Raw genomic sequence first — 15977 nt, forward strand, 5'->3', positions numbered from 1 at the left:
GTCACGGGCGTCGAAATGTTCCGCAAGCTGCTGGACCAAGGTCAGGCAGGCGACAACGTCGGCATCCTGCTGCGCGGCACCAAGCGTGAAGACGTCGAGCGCGGCCAGGTGCTGGCCAAGCCCGGCACCATCAAGCCCCACACCCACTTCACCGCTGAGATCTACGTTCTGAGCAAGGAAGAGGGCGGCCGCCACACCCCGTTCTTCAACAACTACCGTCCCCAGTTCTACTTCCGCACGACGGACGTGACCGGTGCCGTGGAGCTGCCCAAGGACAAGGAAATGGTCATGCCCGGCGACAACGTCGGCATCACCGTGAAGCTGATCGCCCCGATCGCCATGGAAACCGGCCTGCGCTTCGCCATCCGTGAAGGTGGCCGCACCGTCGGTTCGGGCGTCGTCGCCACGATCCTCGAGTAATCACCGCGTGACGTGCGCCGGGCGGACTCCGTTCGGCGCTCACCCCGCTCTTTAAGGAATCGTCATGCAAAAGCAAAAGATCCGCATCCGCCTGAAGGCGTTTGATTACAAGCTGATCGACCAGTCGGCCCTCGAAATCGTCGAGACCGCGAAGCGCACCGGCGCCATCGTCAAGGGTCCCGTGCCCCTGCCGACGCGCATGGAGCGTTTCGACATCCTGCGTTCGCCCCACGTCAACAAGACGAGCCGCGACCAGTTCGAGATCCGCACCCACCAGCGTCTGATGGACATCGTCGACCCGACCGACAAGACGGTCGATGCGCTGATGAAGCTCGACCTGCCCGCGGGCGTCGACGTCGAAATCAAGCTGCAGTAATTCCCAGGCCTTCGGGCTTGCGAAATCAAGGCCCCGGCCCTGTCTCGACAGGCCGGGGTCTTGTCTTTTGTGCTGTCTGAGGTGCTAACGCTTGCATCAGGGCTATCCCGCAGGCTATACTCGCCAGCTTTTCCGGGTTGGCTCCTGCCTGCCCGGTTATTCGCGCGGTGTTTCGCAAGAGATATCGCACAGGTCAGCCCGGCCAATCGATGTCGGGTGTTCGCAATAGCTTCCAAGGCGAAAGCCGACGGGGCTGGAGAAAAACATGAGTCTGAGCAACCGTCTCGGTTTGCTGGGCCGCAAGGTGGGCATGATGCGCATCTTCACGGACGATGGCGATGCCATTCCCGTGACGGTGCTGGACGTGTCCAACAACCGCGTGACCCAGGTCAAGACCCAAGAGACCGACGGCTACAGCGCCATCCAGGTGGCGTTCGGTACGCGCAAAGCTTCGCGCGTCACCAAGCCTGAAGCCGGCCACCTCGCCAAGGCGGGTGTCGAAGCCGGTGAAATCCTCAAGGAATTCCGCGTCGAAGCCGACGTCGCTGCCCAGTACAAGGCTGGCGCGACCGTTCCGGTGACGTTGTTCGCCGCCGGCCAGCTGGTCGACGTGCAGGGCACGTCCATCGGCAAGGGCTTCGCAGGCACCATCAAGCGCCACAACTTCAGCTCGCAGCGCGCGTCGCACGGTAACAGCCGTTCGCACAACGTGCCGGGCTCGATCTCCATGGCGCAAGACCCGGGTCGTGTGTTCCCGGGCAAGAAGATGACCGGCCACATGGGCGACGAAACCGTCACCACCCAGAACCTGGACATCGTGCGCGTTGACGAAGCTCGTCAACTGCTGCTGGTCCGCGGTGCGGTCCCGGGTTCCAAGAACGGCCACATCGTCGTTCGCCCGGCCGTCAAGGTCAAAGTCAAGAAGGGAGCCAACTGATGCAGCTCGAGCTCCTGAACGAGCAGGGTCAGGCCACCAGCAAGGTGGACGCGCCTGACACCGTCTTCGCTCGCGACTACAACGAAGCCCTGGTGCACCAGGTGGTCGTGGCCTTCCAGGCCAACGCCCGCCAAGGCACCCGCGCCCAGAAGGACCGTGAACAGGTCCATCACTCGACCAAGAAGCCTTTCCGCCAGAAGGGCACCGGCCGCGCTCGCGCCGGTATGACCTCGTCGCCGCTGTGGCGCGGGGGCGGTCGCATCTTCCCGAACATGCCTGACGAGAACTTCTCGCACAAGCTGAACAAGAAGATGTACCGCGCCGGCATGGCTGCCATCCTGTCGCAGCTGGCCCGTGAAGGCCGCCTGGCCGTGGTGGATTCGATCTCGGTCGAAGCCCCCAAGACCAAGCTGCTGGCCGCCAAGTTCAAGGCCATGGGCCTGGACTCGGTGATGGTCATCTCCGACATCGTCGATGACAACCTGCTGCTGGCTTCGCGCAACCTGGCCAACGTGCTGGTCGTCGAGCCGCGCTACGCCGACCCGCTGTCCCTCGTCTTCTACAAGAAGGTGCTGGTGACCAAGGCTGCGGTCGAGCAACTCAAGGAGATGCTGGCATGAGCGCCCCCAAGTATTCCGAGGGCCGTCTGGCCTCCGTGCTGCTCGCGCCCATCGTGTCCGAGAAGGCCACGCAAGTTGCCGAGAAGCACAACCAGGTCCTGTTCAAGGTCCTGCGCGACGCCACCAAGCCCGAAATCAAGGCCGCTGTTGAACTGATGTTCAAGGTTGAGGTCGAGTCGGTCAACGTCGTCCAGGTCAAGGGCAAGACGAAGCGCTTTGGTGGCCGTGCCGGCCGCCGCGACCACGTCAAGAAGGCCTACGTGGCCCTCAAGGCCGGTCAAGAGCTCAATTTCTCCGGGGAGGCCGCGTAAATGGCCATCGTCAAAGTCAAGCCGACTTCGCCCGGCCGCCGTGGCGTCGTCAAGGTGGTTCACAAGCATCTGCACAAGGGCGCGGCCCACGCAGCGCTGCTTGAGCCGCAGAAGCAGAACTCCGGCCGCAACAACAACGGTCACATCACGATTCGCCACAAGGGCGGTGGTCACAAGCACCACTACCGCGTGGTCGACTTCAAGCGCAACAAGGACGGCATTCCGGCCAAGGTCGAGACCATCGAGTACGACCCGAACCGCACCGCCCACATCGCGCTCGTGGTGTATGCCGACGGCGAACGCCGCTACGTGATCGCCCCGCGCGGTCTCGAAGTTGGCGCAACCCTGCTGAGCGGCTCGGAAGCGCCGATCAAGGCTGGCAACACGCTGCCGATCCGCAATATCCCGGTGGGTTCAACCATCCATTGCATCGAGCTGCAGCCTGGCAAGGGTGCCCAGATGATCCGTTCGGCCGGCACCTCCGCCGTCCTGATGGCTCGTGAAGGCGTCTACGCCCAGATCCGCCTGCGCTCCGGCGAAGTCCGCCGCGTGCACATCGACTGCCGCGCCACCATCGGTGAAGTGAGCAACGAAGAGCACAGCCTGCGCCAATACGGCAAGGCCGGCGCGATCCGCTGGAAGGGTATCCGTCCGACCGTTCGCGGTGTGGCGATGAACCCGGTGGATCACCCGCACGGTGGTGGCGAAGGCCGCACCGGCGAGGGCCAGGTCCCTGTGTCGCCGTGGAACACCCTGACGAAGGGCTACCGCACTCGCAACAACAAGCGCACGCAGACGTTCATCGTCTCGCGTCGCAAGAAGTAAGGGCTAGGCCATGACTCGTTCGCTGAAGAAGGGCCCCTTCGTTGACCACCACCTGATGGCCAAGGTCGACAAGGCTGTTGCCATCAAAGACAAGAAGCCCATCAAGACCTGGTCGCGCCGCTCGACGATCCTGCCCGAGTTCATCGGTCTGACGATCGCCGTGCACAACGGCAAGCAGCACGTGCCGGTCTATGTGTCCGACCAGATGGTCGGCCACAAGCTGGGTGAATTCGCACTGACCCGCACCTTCAAGGGCCACCCGGCCGACAAGAAGGCCGGGAAGAAGTAAGGACTAGAGACGATGGAAACCAAAGCAATCGTCCGCGGCGTCCGCCTGTCGTGTGACAAGGGCCGCCTCGTGGCCGACATGATCCGCGGCAAGAAGGTGGACCACGCCCTCAACATCCTGACCTTCACCCAGAAGAAGGCTGCCCTGATCATCAAGAAGGCGCTGGAAAGCGCCATCGCCAACGCCGAGCACAACGACGGCGCTGACATCGATGAACTCAAGGTCACCTCGATCTACGTCGAACAGGGTGCCACGCTGAAGCGCTTCTCGGCTCGCGCCAAGGGCCGCGGCAACCGCATCAGCAAGCCCACCTGCCACATCTTCGTGGCTGTCGGCAACTAAGGCGCAAGAAGACTATGGGACAGAAAATCCATCCGGTTGGCTTCCGCCTTCCTGTCACCCGTAACTGGGCTTCGCGCTGGTACGCGAACAACCAGAACTTCGCCACCATGCTGGCTGAAGATCTGCAGGTTCGCGACTACCTGAAGGCCAAGCTCAAGAACGCCGCCGTCTCGCGCATCCTGATCGAGCGTCCCGCCAAGAACGCCCGCATCACGATCTTCTCGGCTCGTCCGGGCGTCGTGATCGGCAAGAAGGGTGAAGACATCGAAGCGCTGAAGGCTGAGCTGACCAAGCGTCTGGGCGTGCCCGTCGCCGTCAACATCGAAGAAGTGCGCAAGCCTGAAGTCGATGCCCAGCTGATCGCCGACTCGATCACCCAGCAGCTCGAAAAGCGCATCATGTTCCGCCGCGCCATGAAGCGCGCGATGCAGAACGCCATGCGTCTGGGTGCCCAGGGCATCAAGATCATGAGCGCAGGTCGTCTGAACGGCATCGAAATCGCGCGTACCGAGTGGTATCGCGAAGGTCGTGTGCCCCTGCACACCCTGAAGGCCGACATCGACTACGGCTTCTCCGAAGCCAAGACCACCTACGGCGTCATCGGCGTCAAGGTCTGGGTTTACCGCGGTGACCGCCTGGCCAATGGCGAGGCTCCGGTCATCAACACCCCCGCAGGCGCCGAAGACGATCGTCGCCCGCGCCGTAACGCCCGTCCGGGCGCTCCCGGTGGCCGTGGCCGCCCGGGTGGCGACCGTGGCCCGCGTGACGGAGCAGATCAGCCCGCTGCCGCCGCCCCCACGGGTGACGCAGCCAAGCCCGCTGCCAAGCGCGTGGTCCGCAAGGTCCCCGCAGCCGGCGGTGAGGCCAAAGGAGAATAAGCATGCTGCAACCCGCTCGTCGTAAATACCGCAAGGAGCAGAAGGGCCGCAACACTGGTGTTGCGACCCGAGGTGCTGCGGTGTCTTTCGGTGATTTCGGCCTCAAGGCCACCGAGCGCGGCCGTTTGACGGCCCGCCAGATCGAAGCGGCTCGCCGCGCGATCTCGCGCCACATCAAGCGCGGCGGCCGGATCTTCATCCGCGTGTTCCCGGACAAGCCCATCTCGCAAAAGCCCGCCGAAGTCCGGATGGGTAACGGCAAGGGCAACCCCGAGTACTACGTCGCCGAGATCCAGCCGGGCAAGGTGATCTACGAGGTCAACGGCGTTCCCGAGCAACTCGCTCGTGAAGCCTTCACGCTGGCCGCAGCCAAGTTGCCCCTGCGCTGCACCTTCGTGGCCCGCCAGGTCGGTACCTGAGGAAGGACACCATGAAAGCATCTGAACTCCGCGCCAAGGACGTCGCTGCCCTCGAGAAGGAAGTGACCGACCTGCTGAAGGCCCACTTCGGCCTGCGCATGCAAAAGGCCACCCAGCAGCTGACCAACCACAGCCAGCTGGGCAAGACCCGCCGCGACATCGCGCGTGCCAAGACTGTTCTGGCACAAAAGAAGAAGGAGGCCACGAAATGACTGAGGCCCAAGTGAAGAACACCCGCACCCTGGTGGGTCGCGTGGTCAGCGACAAGCGCGCCAAGACGGTCACCGTCCTGGTCGAGCGTCGCGCCAAGCACGAGCTCTACGGCAAGATCGTGGCCCGTTCCCGCAAGTACCACGCCCACGACGAAAAGGGCGAGTACAAGATGGGCGACGTCGTCGAGATCAGTGAGGGCCGTCCGATCTCCAAGACCAAGAGCTGGGTCGTGACCCGCCTGGTCGAGAAGGCCGAGATCGTCTAAGAAGACACCGGTCGCATGACCGCTGCACAACCGGCGCGCTGGGCAACTGGCGCGTCGGTTTTTCATTTTCAGAACACTCAATCAGGAGCGACACCATGATCAAGGTTGGCGACAAGCTGCCCGCGGGCAGCCTGCAGGAATTCATCGAAGTGGAAGGCGAGGGCTGCACCCTCGGCCCCAACAGCTTCGACATCGAGAAGGCCACGGCCGGCAAGACCGTCGCCATCTTCGGCCTGCCCGGCGCCTACACGCCGACCTGCTCCGCCAAGCATGTGCCTGGCTACGTCGAATCCGCAGCGGCCCTGAAGGCCGCCGGTGTCGACGAGATCTGGTGTGTCTCGGTCAACGACGCCTTCGTCATGGGCGCCTGGGGCCGCGACCAGAAGACGGCCGGCAAGGTCCGCATGATGGCCGACGGCAGTGCCGCCTTCGCCCAGGCCACCGGCCTGACGCTGGACCTGACGGCCAAAGGCATGGGCCTGCGCTCGCAGCGCTACTCCATGCTGGTCAAGGACGGCGTGGTCAAGACGCTGAACGTCGAAGGTCCCGGCAAGTTCGAGGTCAGCGACGCGGGCACGATGCTGAGCCAGGCCAAGGCCGGCTGATCTGACGACCGCTGGGGCTCGCAAACCGGCCCCAGCAAAAACTTCTGCGACAGGCATTGACGGCCCAAGGGTTCTCACTGCATAATGCGCAGCTTCGCCGAACGCCAGTGCTCTTGCTACGCAAGGGCCCATGCTGGCTTCGGATCCGCCCTCAACCGTTGGGCAGCAAGTGGCGCAATGCCCCGAGCTGTTTGACTTACGGGCCCAAGACTGACCGACGCGCAGCTCAGCTGCAACTCGGGGCAAGTTGGGGACAGACATGATCCAAATGCAATCGCGGCTTGATGTCGCGGACAACACTGGCGCCAAGTCCGTTCAGTGCATCAAGGTGCTGGGCGGCTCCAAGCGTCGCTATGCGCACATCGGCGACATCATCAAGGTCAGCATCAAAGAAGCTGCCCCGCGTGGTCGCGTGAAGAAGGGCGAGGTCTACAGCGCCGTGGTCGTTCGCACCGCCAAGGGCGTTCGCCGCCAAGACGGCTCGCTCGTCAAGTTCGACGGCAATGCCGCCGTGCTGCTCAACGCCAAGCTGGAGCCCATCGGCACCCGTATCTTCGGCCCGGTCACGCGTGAACTGCGTACCGAGCGCTTCATGAAGATCGTGTCGCTGGCGCCCGAGGTGCTTTGAGCCCCCACTGTCTGAGGTAAGCCATGAACAAGATTCGTACCGGCGACCAGGTCATTGTGCTGACCGGCCGCGACAAGGGTAAGCGCGGCACCGTGTCCGCCCGCACTGACGAAGACCATGTGGTCGTTGACGGCATCAATGTCGTCAAGAAGCACGTCAAGCCCAATCCCATGAAGGGCACCACCGGCGGCGTTGTCGACAAGACCATGCCCATCCATCAATCCAACGTGGCGATCTTCAACGCCGCCTCCGGCAAGGCCGATCGCGTGGGCGTCAAGCTCGTCGACGGCAAGCGGGTGCGCGTCTACAAGTCGACCGGCGAAGAGATCAAGGCTTAAGAGGTCCGACATGGCTCGTCTTCAAACGCATTACCGCGAAAAAATCGTGCCCGGCCTGACCGAAAAGTTTGGCTACAAGTCGGTCATGGAAGTGCCGCGCATCACCAAGATCACGCTCAACATGGGCGTGAGCGAGGCTGTCGCCGACAAGAAGGTCATGGACCACGCCGTGGGCGACCTGACCAAGATCGCCGGCCAGAAGCCGGTCGTCACGAAGTCCAAGAAGGCCATCGCCGGCTTCAAGATCCGCGACGGCGTGCCCATCGGTGCGATGGTCACCCTGCGCGGCGTCCAGATGTATGAATTCCTGGACCGCTTCGTGACGATCGCGCTGCCGCGCGTTCGCGATTTCCGTGGTATCTCCGGCCGCTCTTTCGACGGCCGCGGCAACTACAACATCGGCGTCAAAGAGCAAATCATCTTCCCCGAAATCGAGTACGACAAGGTGGATGCTCTGCGTGGTCTGAACATCAGCATCACGACGACTGCCAAGACGGACGACGAAGCCAAGGCTCTCCTGGCTGCGTTCAAGTTTCCGTTCAAGAACTGAGGTGACCCGTGGCAAAACTCTCGATCAAACAACGTGAGCTGAAGCGCGAGGCGCTGGTCGCCAAGTTCGCCAAGAAGTACGCCGAACTGAAGGCCATCATCGACGACAGCAAGAAGTCCGAGGAAGAGCGCTACGCCGCCCGCCTCGAGCTGCAAAAGCTGCCCCGCAATGCCTACCCCACTCGCCTGCGCAATCGCTGCGAGCTGACCGGTCGTCCGCGTGGCACCTTCCGCAAGTTCGGCCTGGCCCGTAACAAGATCCGTGAACTGGCCTTCAAGGGCGACATCCCTGGTGTCGTCAAGGCCAGCTGGTAATCGGCTGATAGGAGATATCGCAAATGAGCATGAGTGATCCCATCGCCGATATGCTGACCCGCATCCGCAACGCGCAGATCGTCGAAAAGACGAGCGTTGCCATGCCGTCGTCCAAGCTGAAGGTGGCGATTGCCAAGGTCCTGAAGGACGAAGGCTATATCGATGATTTCGCCGTCCGCGGTGAAGCTGCTCGCCCCGAGCTGGAAATCGCGCTGAAGTACTACGCCGGCCGCCCGGTCATCGAGCGTATCGAGCGCGTCAGCCGCCCCGGCCTGCGCATCTACAAGGGCCGCCACGACATTCCTCAGGTCATGAATGGCCTGGGCGTGGCGATTGTGACGACCCCGCAAGGCGTCATGACGGACCGCAAGGCCCGCGCTGCCGGTATCGGTGGCGAGGTCCTCTGCTACGTCGCCTAAGCGAAGGAGTAGGAACAATGTCCCGCGTTGGAAAAATGCCGGTCAACGTCCCGCAAGGCGTGGATGTGACCGTCGCTGCTGAATCGATCAGCGTCAAGGGCTCGCTCGGCACGCTGGTGCGTCCGTCGAACAAGCTCGTCACCGTCAAGAACGAAGCCGGCAAGCTGAGCTTCGTGCCCGTGAACGAATCGGCCGAAGCCGATGCGATGAGCGGCACGATGCGCGCCCTGGTGGCCAACATGGTCAACGGCGTCAGCAAGGGCTTCGAGAAGAAGCTGAACCTGGTCGGCGTGGGTTTCCGTGCCCAGGCCCAGGGTCAGAAGCTCAACCTGCAGATCGGTTTCTCTCACCCGGTGGTGAAGGACATGCCGGCCGGCATCAAGGTCGAGTGCCCCACCCAGACGGAAATCGTCATCAAGGGTGCTGACCGCCAGGTCGTCGGCCAGATCGCCGCTGAGGTGCGTGCCTTCCGTCCCCCCGAGCCGTACAAGGGCAAGGGCATCCGTTATTCGGATGAGAAGGTCACCATCAAAGAGACCAAGAAGAAGTAAGGAGCAGCGCCATGATGACCAAGAAAGAACAACGCCTGCGTCGTTCGCGCCAGACCCGCGCTCGCATTGCGATCCAGCGCGTGGCCCGTCTGACGGTGTTCCGCTCCAATCTGCACATCTACGCCCAAGTCGTCTCGGAAGATGGCGACAAGGTGCTGGCTGCAGCCTCCACCGCCGAGAAGGCGGTTCGCGAACAGTTGAGCAGCAATGGCGGCAACGTCGCTGCCGCCACGCTGGTCGGCAAGCTGATCGCCGAGAAGGCCAAGGCTGCCGGCGTCGAGAAGGTCGCTTTCGACCGCTCGGGCTTCGCCTACCACGGCCGTGTCAAGGCCCTGGCCGAAGCGGCTCGCGAAGCCGGTCTGCAGTTCTGACGCATAGGAATACGAAATGGCAAAGTTTCAACCCCGCGGCGCCCAGGCTGAAGGCAACGACGACGGCCTGAAGGAAAAGATGATCGCGGTCAACCGCGTGACCAAGGTTGTGAAGGGTGGCCGTACGCTGTCCTTCGCCGCTCTGACCGTGGTCGGTGATGGCGATGGCCGCATCGGCATGGGCAAGGGCAAGGCCAAGGAAGTGCCGGTCGCCGTGCAGAAGGCCATGGAGTCGGCTCGCCGCAATATGGTCAAGGTCAGCCTGAAGAACGGCACCATCCACCACAACGTGGTGGGCGAGCACGGTGCTGCTCACGTCATCATGGCTCCGGCTCCTGCCGGTACTGGCGTCATCGCCGGCGGCCCGATGCGCGCTGTCTTCGAAGTGATGGGCGTGACCGACATCGTGACCAAGAGCCACGGTTCGACCAACCCGTACAACATGGTCCGCGCCACGCTGGACGCCCTGAAGCGTTCGACGACGCCGGCCTCTGTCGCTGCCAAGCGCGGCAAGACGGTTGAAGAAATCTTCAACTGATCGCGGAGCACAACATGTCTGACAAGAAAACCGTGACGGTCAAGCTGGTGCGTAGCCCCATCGGCTGCCGCGCCTCGCACCGTGCCACCGTGGTCGGCCTGGGTCTGCGTCGGCTGAACAGCCAAAGCACTCTGGAAGACACGCCCGCAGTGCGCGGCATGATCAACAAGATCGCCTATCTGGTGCAGGTGCTCTAAGCACGGCACGCAAAGGACAAGACGATGGAACTCAACACGATCAAGCCCGCAGAGGGCTCCAAGCATGCCAAGCGCCGTGTCGGCCGTGGCATTGGCTCGGGCCTGGGCAAGACCGCAGGTCGCGGCCACAAGGGTCAGAAGTCCCGCGCTGGTGGCTACCACAAGGTCGGCTTCGAAGGCGGTCAGATGCCGCTGCAGCGTCGCCTGCCCAAGCGTGGCTTCAAGTCGCTGACGCTGAAGTACAACGCCGAGATCACGCTGTCGGACCTGCAAGGTCTGGCCGGCGACGAGATCGACGTGTCGACACTGAAGGCCGTCGGCCTGGTGCCTCAGCTGGCCAAGTCGGTCAAGCTGATCCTGTCCGGCGCTATCGAGCGCAAGGTCACGCTGAAGGGCGTGAACGCCACGAAGGGCGCCAAGGCGGCCATCGAGGCGGCTGGCGGCTCGGTCGCCTAAGTCAAGCGCACAAGGAACTGACTCAGCGTGGCTACCAACGCGAATCAGCTGGCCAAGAGCGGCAAGTTCGGCGACCTGCGTCGCCGGCTTGTGTTCCTGCTGCTGGCTCTGGTCGTCTACCGCATCGGGGCACACATCCCCGTGCCCGGTATCGACCCGAACCAGCTGGCCCAATTCTTCAAGGGTCAGGCCGGTGGCATCCTGAGCCTGTTCAACATGTTCTCGGGCGGTGCGCTGTCGCGCTTCACCGTGTTCGCGTTGGGCATCACGCCCTACATCTCGGCTTCCATCGTTCTGCAGCTGATGACCTACGTCGTGCCGACGCTGGAGCAGCTGAAGAAGGAAGGCGAAGCCGGTCGCCGCAAGATCACCCAGTACACGCGCTATGCGACGCTGGGGCTGGCTCTGTTCCAGAGCCTGTCGATCGCGCTGGCGCTGGAAGGCTCTGCCGGCCTCGTGCTGAATCCGGGCTTCGGCTTCCGCCTGACCGCGGTGTCCAGCCTGGTGGCCGGCACGATGTTCCTGATGTGGCTGGGTGAGCAGATCACCGAGCGTGGCCTGGGCAATGGCATTTCCATCCTGATCTTCGGCGGTATCGCTGCAGGTCTGCCGGGTGCGATCGGCGGTCTGTTCGAGCTGGTGCGTACCGGCGCGATGGGTTACGGCTCGGCGCTGGTGGTGATCTCGCTGGTCGTGCTGGTGACCTACGCCGTCGTCTTCGTCGAGCGTGGTCAGCGCAAGATTCTGGTGAACTACGCCAAGCGCCAGGTCGGCAACAAGGTGTACGGCGGCCAGTCGTCGCATCTGCCGCTGAAGCTGAACATGTCGGGCGTGATCCCGCCGATCTTCGCGTCGTCCATCATCTTGCTGCCGACGACGGTGGTGAGTTGGTTCGCGACCGGTGACGGCCTGCGCTGGCTGAAGGACCTGGCCAGTATGGTCAGCCCGGGCCAACCGATTTATGTGCTGCTGTACTCGGCTGCCATCGTCTTCTTCTGCTTCTTCTACACGGCGCTGGTGTTCAACAGCCGTGAGACCGCAGACAACCTGAAGAAGAGCGGCGCCTTCATCCCGGGCATCCGACCGGGCGAGCAGACGGCCAAGCATATCGACAAGATCCTGTCGCGGCTGACGCTGGCTGGTGCGATCTACATCACGCTGGTCTGCCTGCTGCCGGAATTCTTGACGCTGAAGTACAACGTTCCGTTCTACTTCGGTGGCACATCCCTGTTGATCATCGTCGTCGTGACGATGGACTTCTGGGCTCAGGTGCAGAGCTACATCATGAGTCAGCAGTACGAATCGCTGCTGAAGAAGGCCAGCTTCAAGCCCAACTGAGGGGCAGCGAGCTGATCGTTAACCAAGATTGAATTCAACAACCCACTCCTAGACGTACGGCATGGCGAAAGACGACGTCATTCAGATGCAGGGCGAGATTCTCGAGAACCTCCCCAATGCCACGTTTAGGGTCAAGTTGGAGAACGGGCATGTCGTTCTCGGTCACATCTCCGGCAAGATGCGTATGCACTACATCCGCATCCTGCCTGGCGACAAGGTGACCGTGGAACTGACACCCTACGATTTGAGTCGTGCTCGCATCGTGTTCCGGGCGAAGTGAGCTGTTTGAACCCCCGGGAACGCGTCAAGAGCGCATAAGAGTTAGGCCAAGGAGCAGACCATGAAAGTTTCGGCATCCGTGAAGCAGATGTGCCGCAATTGCAAGATCATCCGCCGCAAGGGCGTGGTGCGTGTGATCTGCACCGACCCGCGCCACAAGCAGCGCCAGGGCTAATTGGCCGCACGACAGGACTAGAGGACCACCATGGCACGTATTGCTGGTATCAACATTCCGCCGCAAAAGCACACTGAGATCGGCCTGACCTCGATCTACGGCATTGGCCGTACGACCGCTCAGAAGATCTGCACGACCTGCGGCATTCCGTTCGAAAAGAAGGTCAAGGACCTGACCGACGGCGATCTCGAAAAGATCCGCGATGAAGTCAACAAGCTGACCATCGAGGGCGATCTGCGCCGTGAGCAGTCCATCAACATCAAGCGTCTGATGGACCTCGGCTGCTACCGCGGTTTCCGTCATCGCCGCGGCCTGCCGATGCGTGGCCAGCGCACCCGTACGAACGCCCGCACCCGCAAGGGTCCGCGCAAGTCGGCTGCGACCGGCAAGAAGTAAGCTGCCCGAACTGAAAGAAGGTCAATATGGCAAAGGCTCCCAACAATTCGGCGGCTCAGCGCGTTCGCAAGAAGGTCCGCAAGAACGTTGCTGACGGCATCGCGCACGTCCACGCCTCGTTCAACAACACCATCATCACCATCACCGACCGTCAAGGCGGCGCCCTGTCCTGGGCTTCGTCGGGCGGCCAAGGCTTCAAGGGTTCGCGCAAGTCGACGCCCTTCGCAGCCCAGGTGGCGGCTGAAGTGGCCGGCCGTGCCGCTCAAGAGCAAGGCATCAAGAACCTCGACGTCAAGATCAAGGGCCCGGGCCCGGGTCGCGAGTCGTCGGTGCGTGCTCTGGCAGCGCTGGGCATCCGCATCAACTCGATCTCTGACGTGACGCCCGTGCCGCACAACGGCTGCCGTCCGCAGAAGCGTCGCCGCATCTAAGCTCCGGTATCTGAGTCCGTTCACCTTCAGGTGACAGGGATATTGCAGATTCGGATGACGGTGCGATAATCGCTCGTTTTCCCGGAGCCGGCGGGCACTTTGTGCCGCGCCGGCTTCAGTCTTGAGTCGGCTCCACTTTGGAGTTGCGCTCATAAGCCCACCGTCCAAGCCCATAAAAACACCGGCTGGACTCGCGTCAGGCAACCCCTGGCGTCAGATTGAACAAGGACACTCAAAGTGGCACGCTACCTCGGCCCCAAGGCCAAACTTTCCCGCCGCGAAGGCACCGACCTCTACCTGAAGAGCGCCCGCCGCGCCATCAGCGACAAGGCCAAGTTCGACAGCAAGCCCGGCCAGCACGGCCGTACCTCGGGTCAGCGCACGTCTGACTTCGGCCTGCAACTGCGCGAAAAGCAGAAGGTCAAGCGCATGTACGGCGTGCTGGAGCGTCAGTTCCGCCGCTACTTCGCCGAAGCCGAGCGCCGCAAGGGCTCGACCGGCGTGAACCTGCTGCAACTGCTGGAATCGCGCCTGGACAACGTCGTCTACCGTATGGGCTTCGGCTCCACCCGCGCAGAAGCTCGTCAGCTGGTTTCGCACAAGGGCGTGACGGTGAACGGCGAGGTCGTCAACATCGCCTCCTACCTGGTCAAGGCCGGTGACACCGTCGCCGTGCGCGAAAAGGCCAAGAAGCAGCTGCGCGTGACCGAGTCGTTCAAGCTCGCCGACTCCATCGGCCTGCCGGCCTGGGTGGCCGTCGACGGCACCAAGCTCGAAGGCGTGTTCAAGAAGGCCCCGGACCGCGATGAGTTCGGTGCCGAGATCAACGAATCGCTGATCGTCGAGTTGTACTCGCGTTAATCGTTCCCCCCGCCGACCACGCCTGCTATGGGCGCGGTCGGCGTTTCCTCGTCCGGGCATCACAGCCCTTCGAAGGCTCTGCCCGGCTGGTCCTCAGCCTTATCGGTGTAACGAACCGAGGGTATTGAAAGAAAGACCTCATGCAAACCAACTTGCTCAAACCCAAGTCCATCAATGTGGAGCCCCTGGGCGGTCATCGCGCCAAGGTCACGCTGGAGCCGTTCGAACGCGGCTACGGCCACACCCTGGGCAATGCCCTGCGCCGTGTGCTGCTCTCGTCGATGGTGGGTTATGCGCCGACGGAAGTGACGATTGCCGGCGTGCTGCACGAGTACTCGGCCATCGACGGCGTGCAAGAGGACGTGGTTCACATCATGCTGAACCTCAAGGGCGTCGTCTTCCGCCTTCACAACCGTGAAGAAGTGACCCTGGTCCTGCGCAAGGAAGGCGAAGGCCCCGTCACGGCGGCCGACATCCAGACCCCGCACGACGTCGAGATCATCAACCCCGAGCACGTCATCGCCCACCTGTCGCAAGGCGGCAAGCTGGACATGCAGATCAAGGTTGAAAAGGGCCGCGGCTACGTGCCCGGCACGATGCGCCGCTTCGGCGACGAGCCGACCAAGAGCATCGGCCGCATCGTCCTCGACGCCTCGTTCTCGCCCGTCAAGCGCGTCAGCTACGCCGTCGAAAACGCCCGCGTCGAGCAGCGTACCGACCTGGACAAGCTGGTCATGGAAATCGAAACCAACGGCGCCATCTCGCCCGAGGAAGCGATCCGTGCCTCGGCCAAGATCCTGGTTGAGCAGCTCGCCGTCTTCGCCCAGCTGCAAGGCACCGACCTGGTCGACGCCTTCGACCAGCCGGCCCAGCGTTCCAGCAGCTTCGACCCGATCCTGCTGCGCCCGGTCGACGAGCTCGAACTGACCGTGCGTTCGGCCAACTGCCTGAAGGCCGAAAACATCTACTACATCGGCGACCTGATCCAGCGAACCGAGACCGAGCTGCTGAAGACCCCCAACCTGGGTCGCAAGTCGCTCAACGAGATCAAGGAAGTCCTGGCTTCCCGCGGCCTCACCCTCGGCGCCCGTCTGGAAAACTGGCCCCCGCAAGGTCTGGACAAGCGCTGATATTGATTTGAAGAAATGGGTGGCGCGTTGACAAACGCCACCCGGTGCACCCGCCAGTACCTGATCCGGCTGGCGGCATTAACGAAGTGAAAGGAACAGCACCATGCGTCACCGTAACGGCCTCCGCAAACTCAACCGCACCAGCGCTCACCGCGCTGCCATGCTGCGCAACATGTGCGTGTCTCTGCTCGAGCACGAAGCCATCAAGACCACGGTCCCCAAGGCCAAGGAACTGCGCCGCGTCGTTGAGCCCCTGATCACGCTCGCCAAGGAGCCCACGCTGGCCAACCGCCGCCTGGCTTTCGACCGCCTGCGCGACCGCGACATCGTCGGCAAGCTCTTCAACGAACTGGGCCCGCGTTTCGCGAACCGCCCGGGCGGCTACACCCGTATCCTGAAGATGGGCTTCCGCGTCGGCGACAACGCGCCCATGGCCTTCGTCGAACTGGTGGACCGCCCCGAGGGCGAGACTGCCGGCGAAACCGCCGAATAAGCTCAGCCCGCG

The 15977-nt window shown here is 62.8% G+C and carries 31 protein-coding genes; all 31 read left to right on the forward strand.

Features of this window, described 5'->3' with window-relative positions; genetic code table 11:
• Window positions 1-420: EF-Tu C-terminal domain-related protein (locus AC07VX_RS12335; protein WP_493165028.1), on the forward strand; the 420-nt coding region annotated here is incomplete at its 5' end.
• A gap of 64 nt (window positions 421-484) precedes the next feature.
• Window positions 485-796 (forward strand): 30S ribosomal protein S10, encoded by a 312-nt coding sequence (rpsJ, locus tag AC07VX_RS12340; RefSeq protein WP_056194266.1) that lies wholly within the window; start codon window positions 485-487, stop codon window positions 794-796.
• 265 nt (window positions 797-1061) lie between these two features.
• Window positions 1062-1733: a 50S ribosomal protein L3 gene (gene rplC / locus AC07VX_RS12345; RefSeq protein ID WP_310273060.1), complete on the forward strand. Its 672-nt coding sequence runs from the start codon at window positions 1062-1064 to the stop codon at window positions 1731-1733.
• Window positions 1733-2353, forward strand: a complete 621-nt coding sequence (rplD, locus tag AC07VX_RS12350; RefSeq protein WP_422009917.1) for a 50S ribosomal protein L4 — start codon at window positions 1733-1735, stop codon at window positions 2351-2353. Before rplC ends, rplD begins: the two co-directional genes overlap by 1 nt.
• Window positions 2350-2664 (forward strand): 50S ribosomal protein L23, encoded by a 315-nt coding sequence (gene rplW, locus AC07VX_RS12355; protein WP_056194256.1) that lies wholly within the window; start codon window positions 2350-2352, stop codon window positions 2662-2664. Before rplD ends, rplW begins: the two co-directional genes overlap by 4 nt.
• Complete coding sequence (gene rplB / locus AC07VX_RS12360; RefSeq protein ID WP_493165029.1) at window positions 2665-3489, forward strand: 50S ribosomal protein L2; 825 nt, start codon at window positions 2665-2667, stop codon at window positions 3487-3489. It abuts the gene before it with no gap.
• A 10-nt stretch (window positions 3490-3499) separates the two neighbouring features.
• A complete protein-coding gene (gene rpsS, locus AC07VX_RS12365; protein ID WP_056194250.1) occupies window positions 3500-3778 on the forward strand; it encodes a 30S ribosomal protein S19 in 279 nt (92 codons plus the stop codon).
• Between the two features lie 12 nt (window positions 3779-3790).
• Complete coding sequence (rplV, locus tag AC07VX_RS12370) at window positions 3791-4120, forward strand: 50S ribosomal protein L22 (RefSeq protein ID WP_088484479.1); 330 nt, start codon at window positions 3791-3793, stop codon at window positions 4118-4120.
• A gap of 14 nt (window positions 4121-4134) precedes the next feature.
• Window positions 4135-4998 (forward strand): 30S ribosomal protein S3, encoded by an 864-nt coding sequence (gene rpsC, locus AC07VX_RS12375; RefSeq protein ID WP_119046638.1) that lies wholly within the window; start codon window positions 4135-4137, stop codon window positions 4996-4998.
• A 2-nt stretch (window positions 4999-5000) separates the two neighbouring features.
• Complete coding sequence (gene rplP / locus AC07VX_RS12380) at window positions 5001-5417, forward strand: 50S ribosomal protein L16 (protein ID WP_056194244.1); 417 nt, start codon at window positions 5001-5003, stop codon at window positions 5415-5417.
• A gap of 11 nt (window positions 5418-5428) precedes the next feature.
• On the forward strand, window positions 5429-5629 hold the full coding sequence (gene rpmC / locus AC07VX_RS12385; protein WP_310273048.1) for a 50S ribosomal protein L29: 201 nt from the start codon (window positions 5429-5431) through the stop codon (window positions 5627-5629).
• A complete protein-coding gene (gene rpsQ, locus AC07VX_RS12390; protein WP_132576752.1) occupies window positions 5626-5895 on the forward strand; it encodes a 30S ribosomal protein S17 in 270 nt (89 codons plus the stop codon). The genes rpmC and rpsQ overlap by 4 nt, the downstream gene beginning before the upstream one ends.
• 95 nt (window positions 5896-5990) lie before the next feature.
• Complete coding sequence (locus tag AC07VX_RS12395; RefSeq protein WP_493165030.1) at window positions 5991-6500, forward strand: peroxiredoxin; 510 nt, start codon at window positions 5991-5993, stop codon at window positions 6498-6500.
• Window positions 6501-6759: 259 nt separating this feature from the next.
• Window positions 6760-7128, forward strand: coding sequence for a 50S ribosomal protein L14 (gene rplN / locus AC07VX_RS12400; protein ID WP_056194233.1), 369 nt, complete (start codon window positions 6760-6762; stop codon window positions 7126-7128).
• A gap of 23 nt (window positions 7129-7151) precedes the next feature.
• The gene (rplX, locus tag AC07VX_RS12405; RefSeq protein WP_493165031.1) at window positions 7152-7466 is read left to right on the forward strand and encodes a 50S ribosomal protein L24; all 315 of its coding nucleotides are present in this window, start codon (window positions 7152-7154) and stop codon (window positions 7464-7466) included.
• Window positions 7467-7476: 10 nt separating this feature from the next.
• On the forward strand, window positions 7477-8016 hold the full coding sequence (gene rplE, locus AC07VX_RS12410) for a 50S ribosomal protein L5 (RefSeq protein WP_493165032.1): 540 nt from the start codon (window positions 7477-7479) through the stop codon (window positions 8014-8016).
• Between the two features lie 8 nt (window positions 8017-8024).
• Window positions 8025-8330, forward strand: a complete 306-nt coding sequence (gene rpsN / locus AC07VX_RS12415) for a 30S ribosomal protein S14 (protein WP_233374013.1) — start codon at window positions 8025-8027, stop codon at window positions 8328-8330.
• 23 nt (window positions 8331-8353) lie between these two features.
• Window positions 8354-8749, forward strand: a complete 396-nt coding sequence (gene rpsH / locus AC07VX_RS12420; protein WP_056194221.1) for a 30S ribosomal protein S8 — start codon at window positions 8354-8356, stop codon at window positions 8747-8749.
• 17 nt (window positions 8750-8766) lie between these two features.
• Window positions 8767-9300 (forward strand): 50S ribosomal protein L6, encoded by a 534-nt coding sequence (rplF, locus tag AC07VX_RS12425; protein WP_493165033.1) that lies wholly within the window; start codon window positions 8767-8769, stop codon window positions 9298-9300.
• An 11-nt stretch (window positions 9301-9311) separates the two neighbouring features.
• A complete protein-coding gene (gene rplR, locus AC07VX_RS12430) occupies window positions 9312-9671 on the forward strand; it encodes a 50S ribosomal protein L18 (RefSeq protein ID WP_493165034.1) in 360 nt (119 codons plus the stop codon).
• Between the two features lie 16 nt (window positions 9672-9687).
• On the forward strand, window positions 9688-10209 hold the full coding sequence (gene rpsE, locus AC07VX_RS12435) for a 30S ribosomal protein S5 (RefSeq protein WP_056194212.1): 522 nt from the start codon (window positions 9688-9690) through the stop codon (window positions 10207-10209).
• 14 nt (window positions 10210-10223) lie between these two features.
• Entirely contained in the window at window positions 10224-10406 is a 183-nt protein-coding gene (rpmD, locus tag AC07VX_RS12440) for a 50S ribosomal protein L30 (protein ID WP_056194210.1), read from the forward strand.
• 24 nt (window positions 10407-10430) lie between these two features.
• Window positions 10431-10862: a 50S ribosomal protein L15 gene (rplO, locus tag AC07VX_RS12445; protein ID WP_439467384.1), complete on the forward strand. Its 432-nt coding sequence runs from the start codon at window positions 10431-10433 to the stop codon at window positions 10860-10862.
• Window positions 10863-10889: 27 nt separating this feature from the next.
• Complete coding sequence (gene secY / locus AC07VX_RS12450) at window positions 10890-12200, forward strand: preprotein translocase subunit SecY (protein ID WP_493165035.1); 1311 nt, start codon at window positions 10890-10892, stop codon at window positions 12198-12200.
• Between the two features lie 61 nt (window positions 12201-12261).
• Window positions 12262-12480, forward strand: coding sequence for a translation initiation factor IF-1 (gene infA / locus AC07VX_RS12455; protein WP_009855680.1), 219 nt, complete (start codon window positions 12262-12264; stop codon window positions 12478-12480).
• 60 nt (window positions 12481-12540) lie between these two features.
• A complete protein-coding gene (gene rpmJ / locus AC07VX_RS12460) occupies window positions 12541-12654 on the forward strand; it encodes a 50S ribosomal protein L36 (protein WP_056194202.1) in 114 nt (37 codons plus the stop codon).
• Window positions 12655-12684: 30 nt separating this feature from the next.
• Window positions 12685-13050, forward strand: coding sequence for a 30S ribosomal protein S13 (gene rpsM, locus AC07VX_RS12465; RefSeq protein WP_132576742.1), 366 nt, complete (start codon window positions 12685-12687; stop codon window positions 13048-13050).
• A gap of 26 nt (window positions 13051-13076) precedes the next feature.
• Window positions 13077-13481: a 30S ribosomal protein S11 gene (rpsK, locus tag AC07VX_RS12470; protein ID WP_056194196.1), complete on the forward strand. Its 405-nt coding sequence runs from the start codon at window positions 13077-13079 to the stop codon at window positions 13479-13481.
• 237 nt (window positions 13482-13718) lie between these two features.
• Entirely contained in the window at window positions 13719-14342 is a 624-nt protein-coding gene (gene rpsD, locus AC07VX_RS12475; RefSeq protein ID WP_493165036.1) for a 30S ribosomal protein S4, read from the forward strand.
• 140 nt (window positions 14343-14482) lie between these two features.
• Window positions 14483-15472 carry a DNA-directed RNA polymerase subunit alpha gene (locus tag AC07VX_RS12480; protein ID WP_056194188.1) on the forward strand — a complete coding sequence of 330 codons (990 nt, stop codon included), beginning with the start codon at window positions 14483-14485 and terminating at the stop codon, window positions 15470-15472.
• Window positions 15473-15575: 103 nt separating this feature from the next.
• The gene (gene rplQ, locus AC07VX_RS12485; RefSeq protein WP_493165037.1) at window positions 15576-15965 is read left to right on the forward strand and encodes a 50S ribosomal protein L17; all 390 of its coding nucleotides are present in this window, start codon (window positions 15576-15578) and stop codon (window positions 15963-15965) included.
• Window positions 15966-15977 lie beyond the last annotated feature (12 nt).

The sequence above is a fragment of the Roseateles sp. GW821-FHT03B02 genome (genome assembly GCF_059421025.1).

Bases quoted from the DNA above. Each gene is read 5' to 3' on its own strand.
- rpsK (WP_056194196.1), top strand. From the start codon at position 13,077: ATGGCAAAGGCTCCCAACAATTCGGCGGCTCAGCGCGTTCGCAAGAAG.
- rplX (WP_493165031.1), top strand. From the start codon at position 7,152: ATGAACAAGATTCGTACCGGCGACCAGGTCATTGTGCTGACCGGCCGC.
- AC07VX_RS12395 (WP_493165030.1), top strand. From the start codon at position 5,991: ATGATCAAGGTTGGCGACAAGCTGCCCGCGGGCAGCCTGCAGGAATTC.
- rpmD (WP_056194210.1), top strand. From the start codon at position 10,224: ATGTCTGACAAGAAAACCGTGACGGTCAAGCTGGTGCGTAGCCCCATC.
- rplE (WP_493165032.1), top strand. From the start codon at position 7,477: ATGGCTCGTCTTCAAACGCATTACCGCGAAAAAATCGTGCCCGGCCTG.
- rplW (WP_056194256.1), top strand. From the start codon at position 2,350: ATGAGCGCCCCCAAGTATTCCGAGGGCCGTCTGGCCTCCGTGCTGCTC.
- rplC (WP_310273060.1), top strand. From the start codon at position 1,062: ATGAGTCTGAGCAACCGTCTCGGTTTGCTGGGCCGCAAGGTGGGCATG.
- rpsJ (WP_056194266.1), top strand. From the start codon at position 485: ATGCAAAAGCAAAAGATCCGCATCCGCCTGAAGGCGTTTGATTACAAG.
- rplB (WP_493165029.1), top strand. From the start codon at position 2,665: ATGGCCATCGTCAAAGTCAAGCCGACTTCGCCCGGCCGCCGTGGCGTC.
- AC07VX_RS12480 (WP_056194188.1), top strand. From the start codon at position 14,483: ATGCAAACCAACTTGCTCAAACCCAAGTCCATCAATGTGGAGCCCCTG.
- rplQ (WP_493165037.1), top strand. From the start codon at position 15,576: ATGCGTCACCGTAACGGCCTCCGCAAACTCAACCGCACCAGCGCTCAC.
- rpsM (WP_132576742.1), top strand. From the start codon at position 12,685: ATGGCACGTATTGCTGGTATCAACATTCCGCCGCAAAAGCACACTGAG.
- rpsQ (WP_132576752.1), top strand. From the start codon at position 5,626: ATGACTGAGGCCCAAGTGAAGAACACCCGCACCCTGGTGGGTCGCGTG.
- rplF (WP_493165033.1), top strand. From the start codon at position 8,767: ATGTCCCGCGTTGGAAAAATGCCGGTCAACGTCCCGCAAGGCGTGGAT.
- rpmJ (WP_056194202.1), top strand. From the start codon at position 12,541: ATGAAAGTTTCGGCATCCGTGAAGCAGATGTGCCGCAATTGCAAGATC.
- rpsH (WP_056194221.1), top strand. From the start codon at position 8,354: ATGAGCATGAGTGATCCCATCGCCGATATGCTGACCCGCATCCGCAAC.
- rplO (WP_439467384.1), top strand. From the start codon at position 10,431: ATGGAACTCAACACGATCAAGCCCGCAGAGGGCTCCAAGCATGCCAAG.
- rpsC (WP_119046638.1), top strand. From the start codon at position 4,135: ATGGGACAGAAAATCCATCCGGTTGGCTTCCGCCTTCCTGTCACCCGT.
- rpsS (WP_056194250.1), top strand. From the start codon at position 3,500: ATGACTCGTTCGCTGAAGAAGGGCCCCTTCGTTGACCACCACCTGATG.
- rplN (WP_056194233.1), top strand. From the start codon at position 6,760: ATGATCCAAATGCAATCGCGGCTTGATGTCGCGGACAACACTGGCGCC.
- rplD (WP_422009917.1), top strand. From the start codon at position 1,733: ATGCAGCTCGAGCTCCTGAACGAGCAGGGTCAGGCCACCAGCAAGGTG.
- rpsE (WP_056194212.1), top strand. From the start codon at position 9,688: ATGGCAAAGTTTCAACCCCGCGGCGCCCAGGCTGAAGGCAACGACGAC.
- rplR (WP_493165034.1), top strand. From the start codon at position 9,312: ATGATGACCAAGAAAGAACAACGCCTGCGTCGTTCGCGCCAGACCCGC.
- infA (WP_009855680.1), top strand. From the start codon at position 12,262: ATGGCGAAAGACGACGTCATTCAGATGCAGGGCGAGATTCTCGAGAAC.
- rplP (WP_056194244.1), top strand. From the start codon at position 5,001: ATGCTGCAACCCGCTCGTCGTAAATACCGCAAGGAGCAGAAGGGCCGC.
- rpmC (WP_310273048.1), top strand. From the start codon at position 5,429: ATGAAAGCATCTGAACTCCGCGCCAAGGACGTCGCTGCCCTCGAGAAG.
- rplV (WP_088484479.1), top strand. From the start codon at position 3,791: ATGGAAACCAAAGCAATCGTCCGCGGCGTCCGCCTGTCGTGTGACAAG.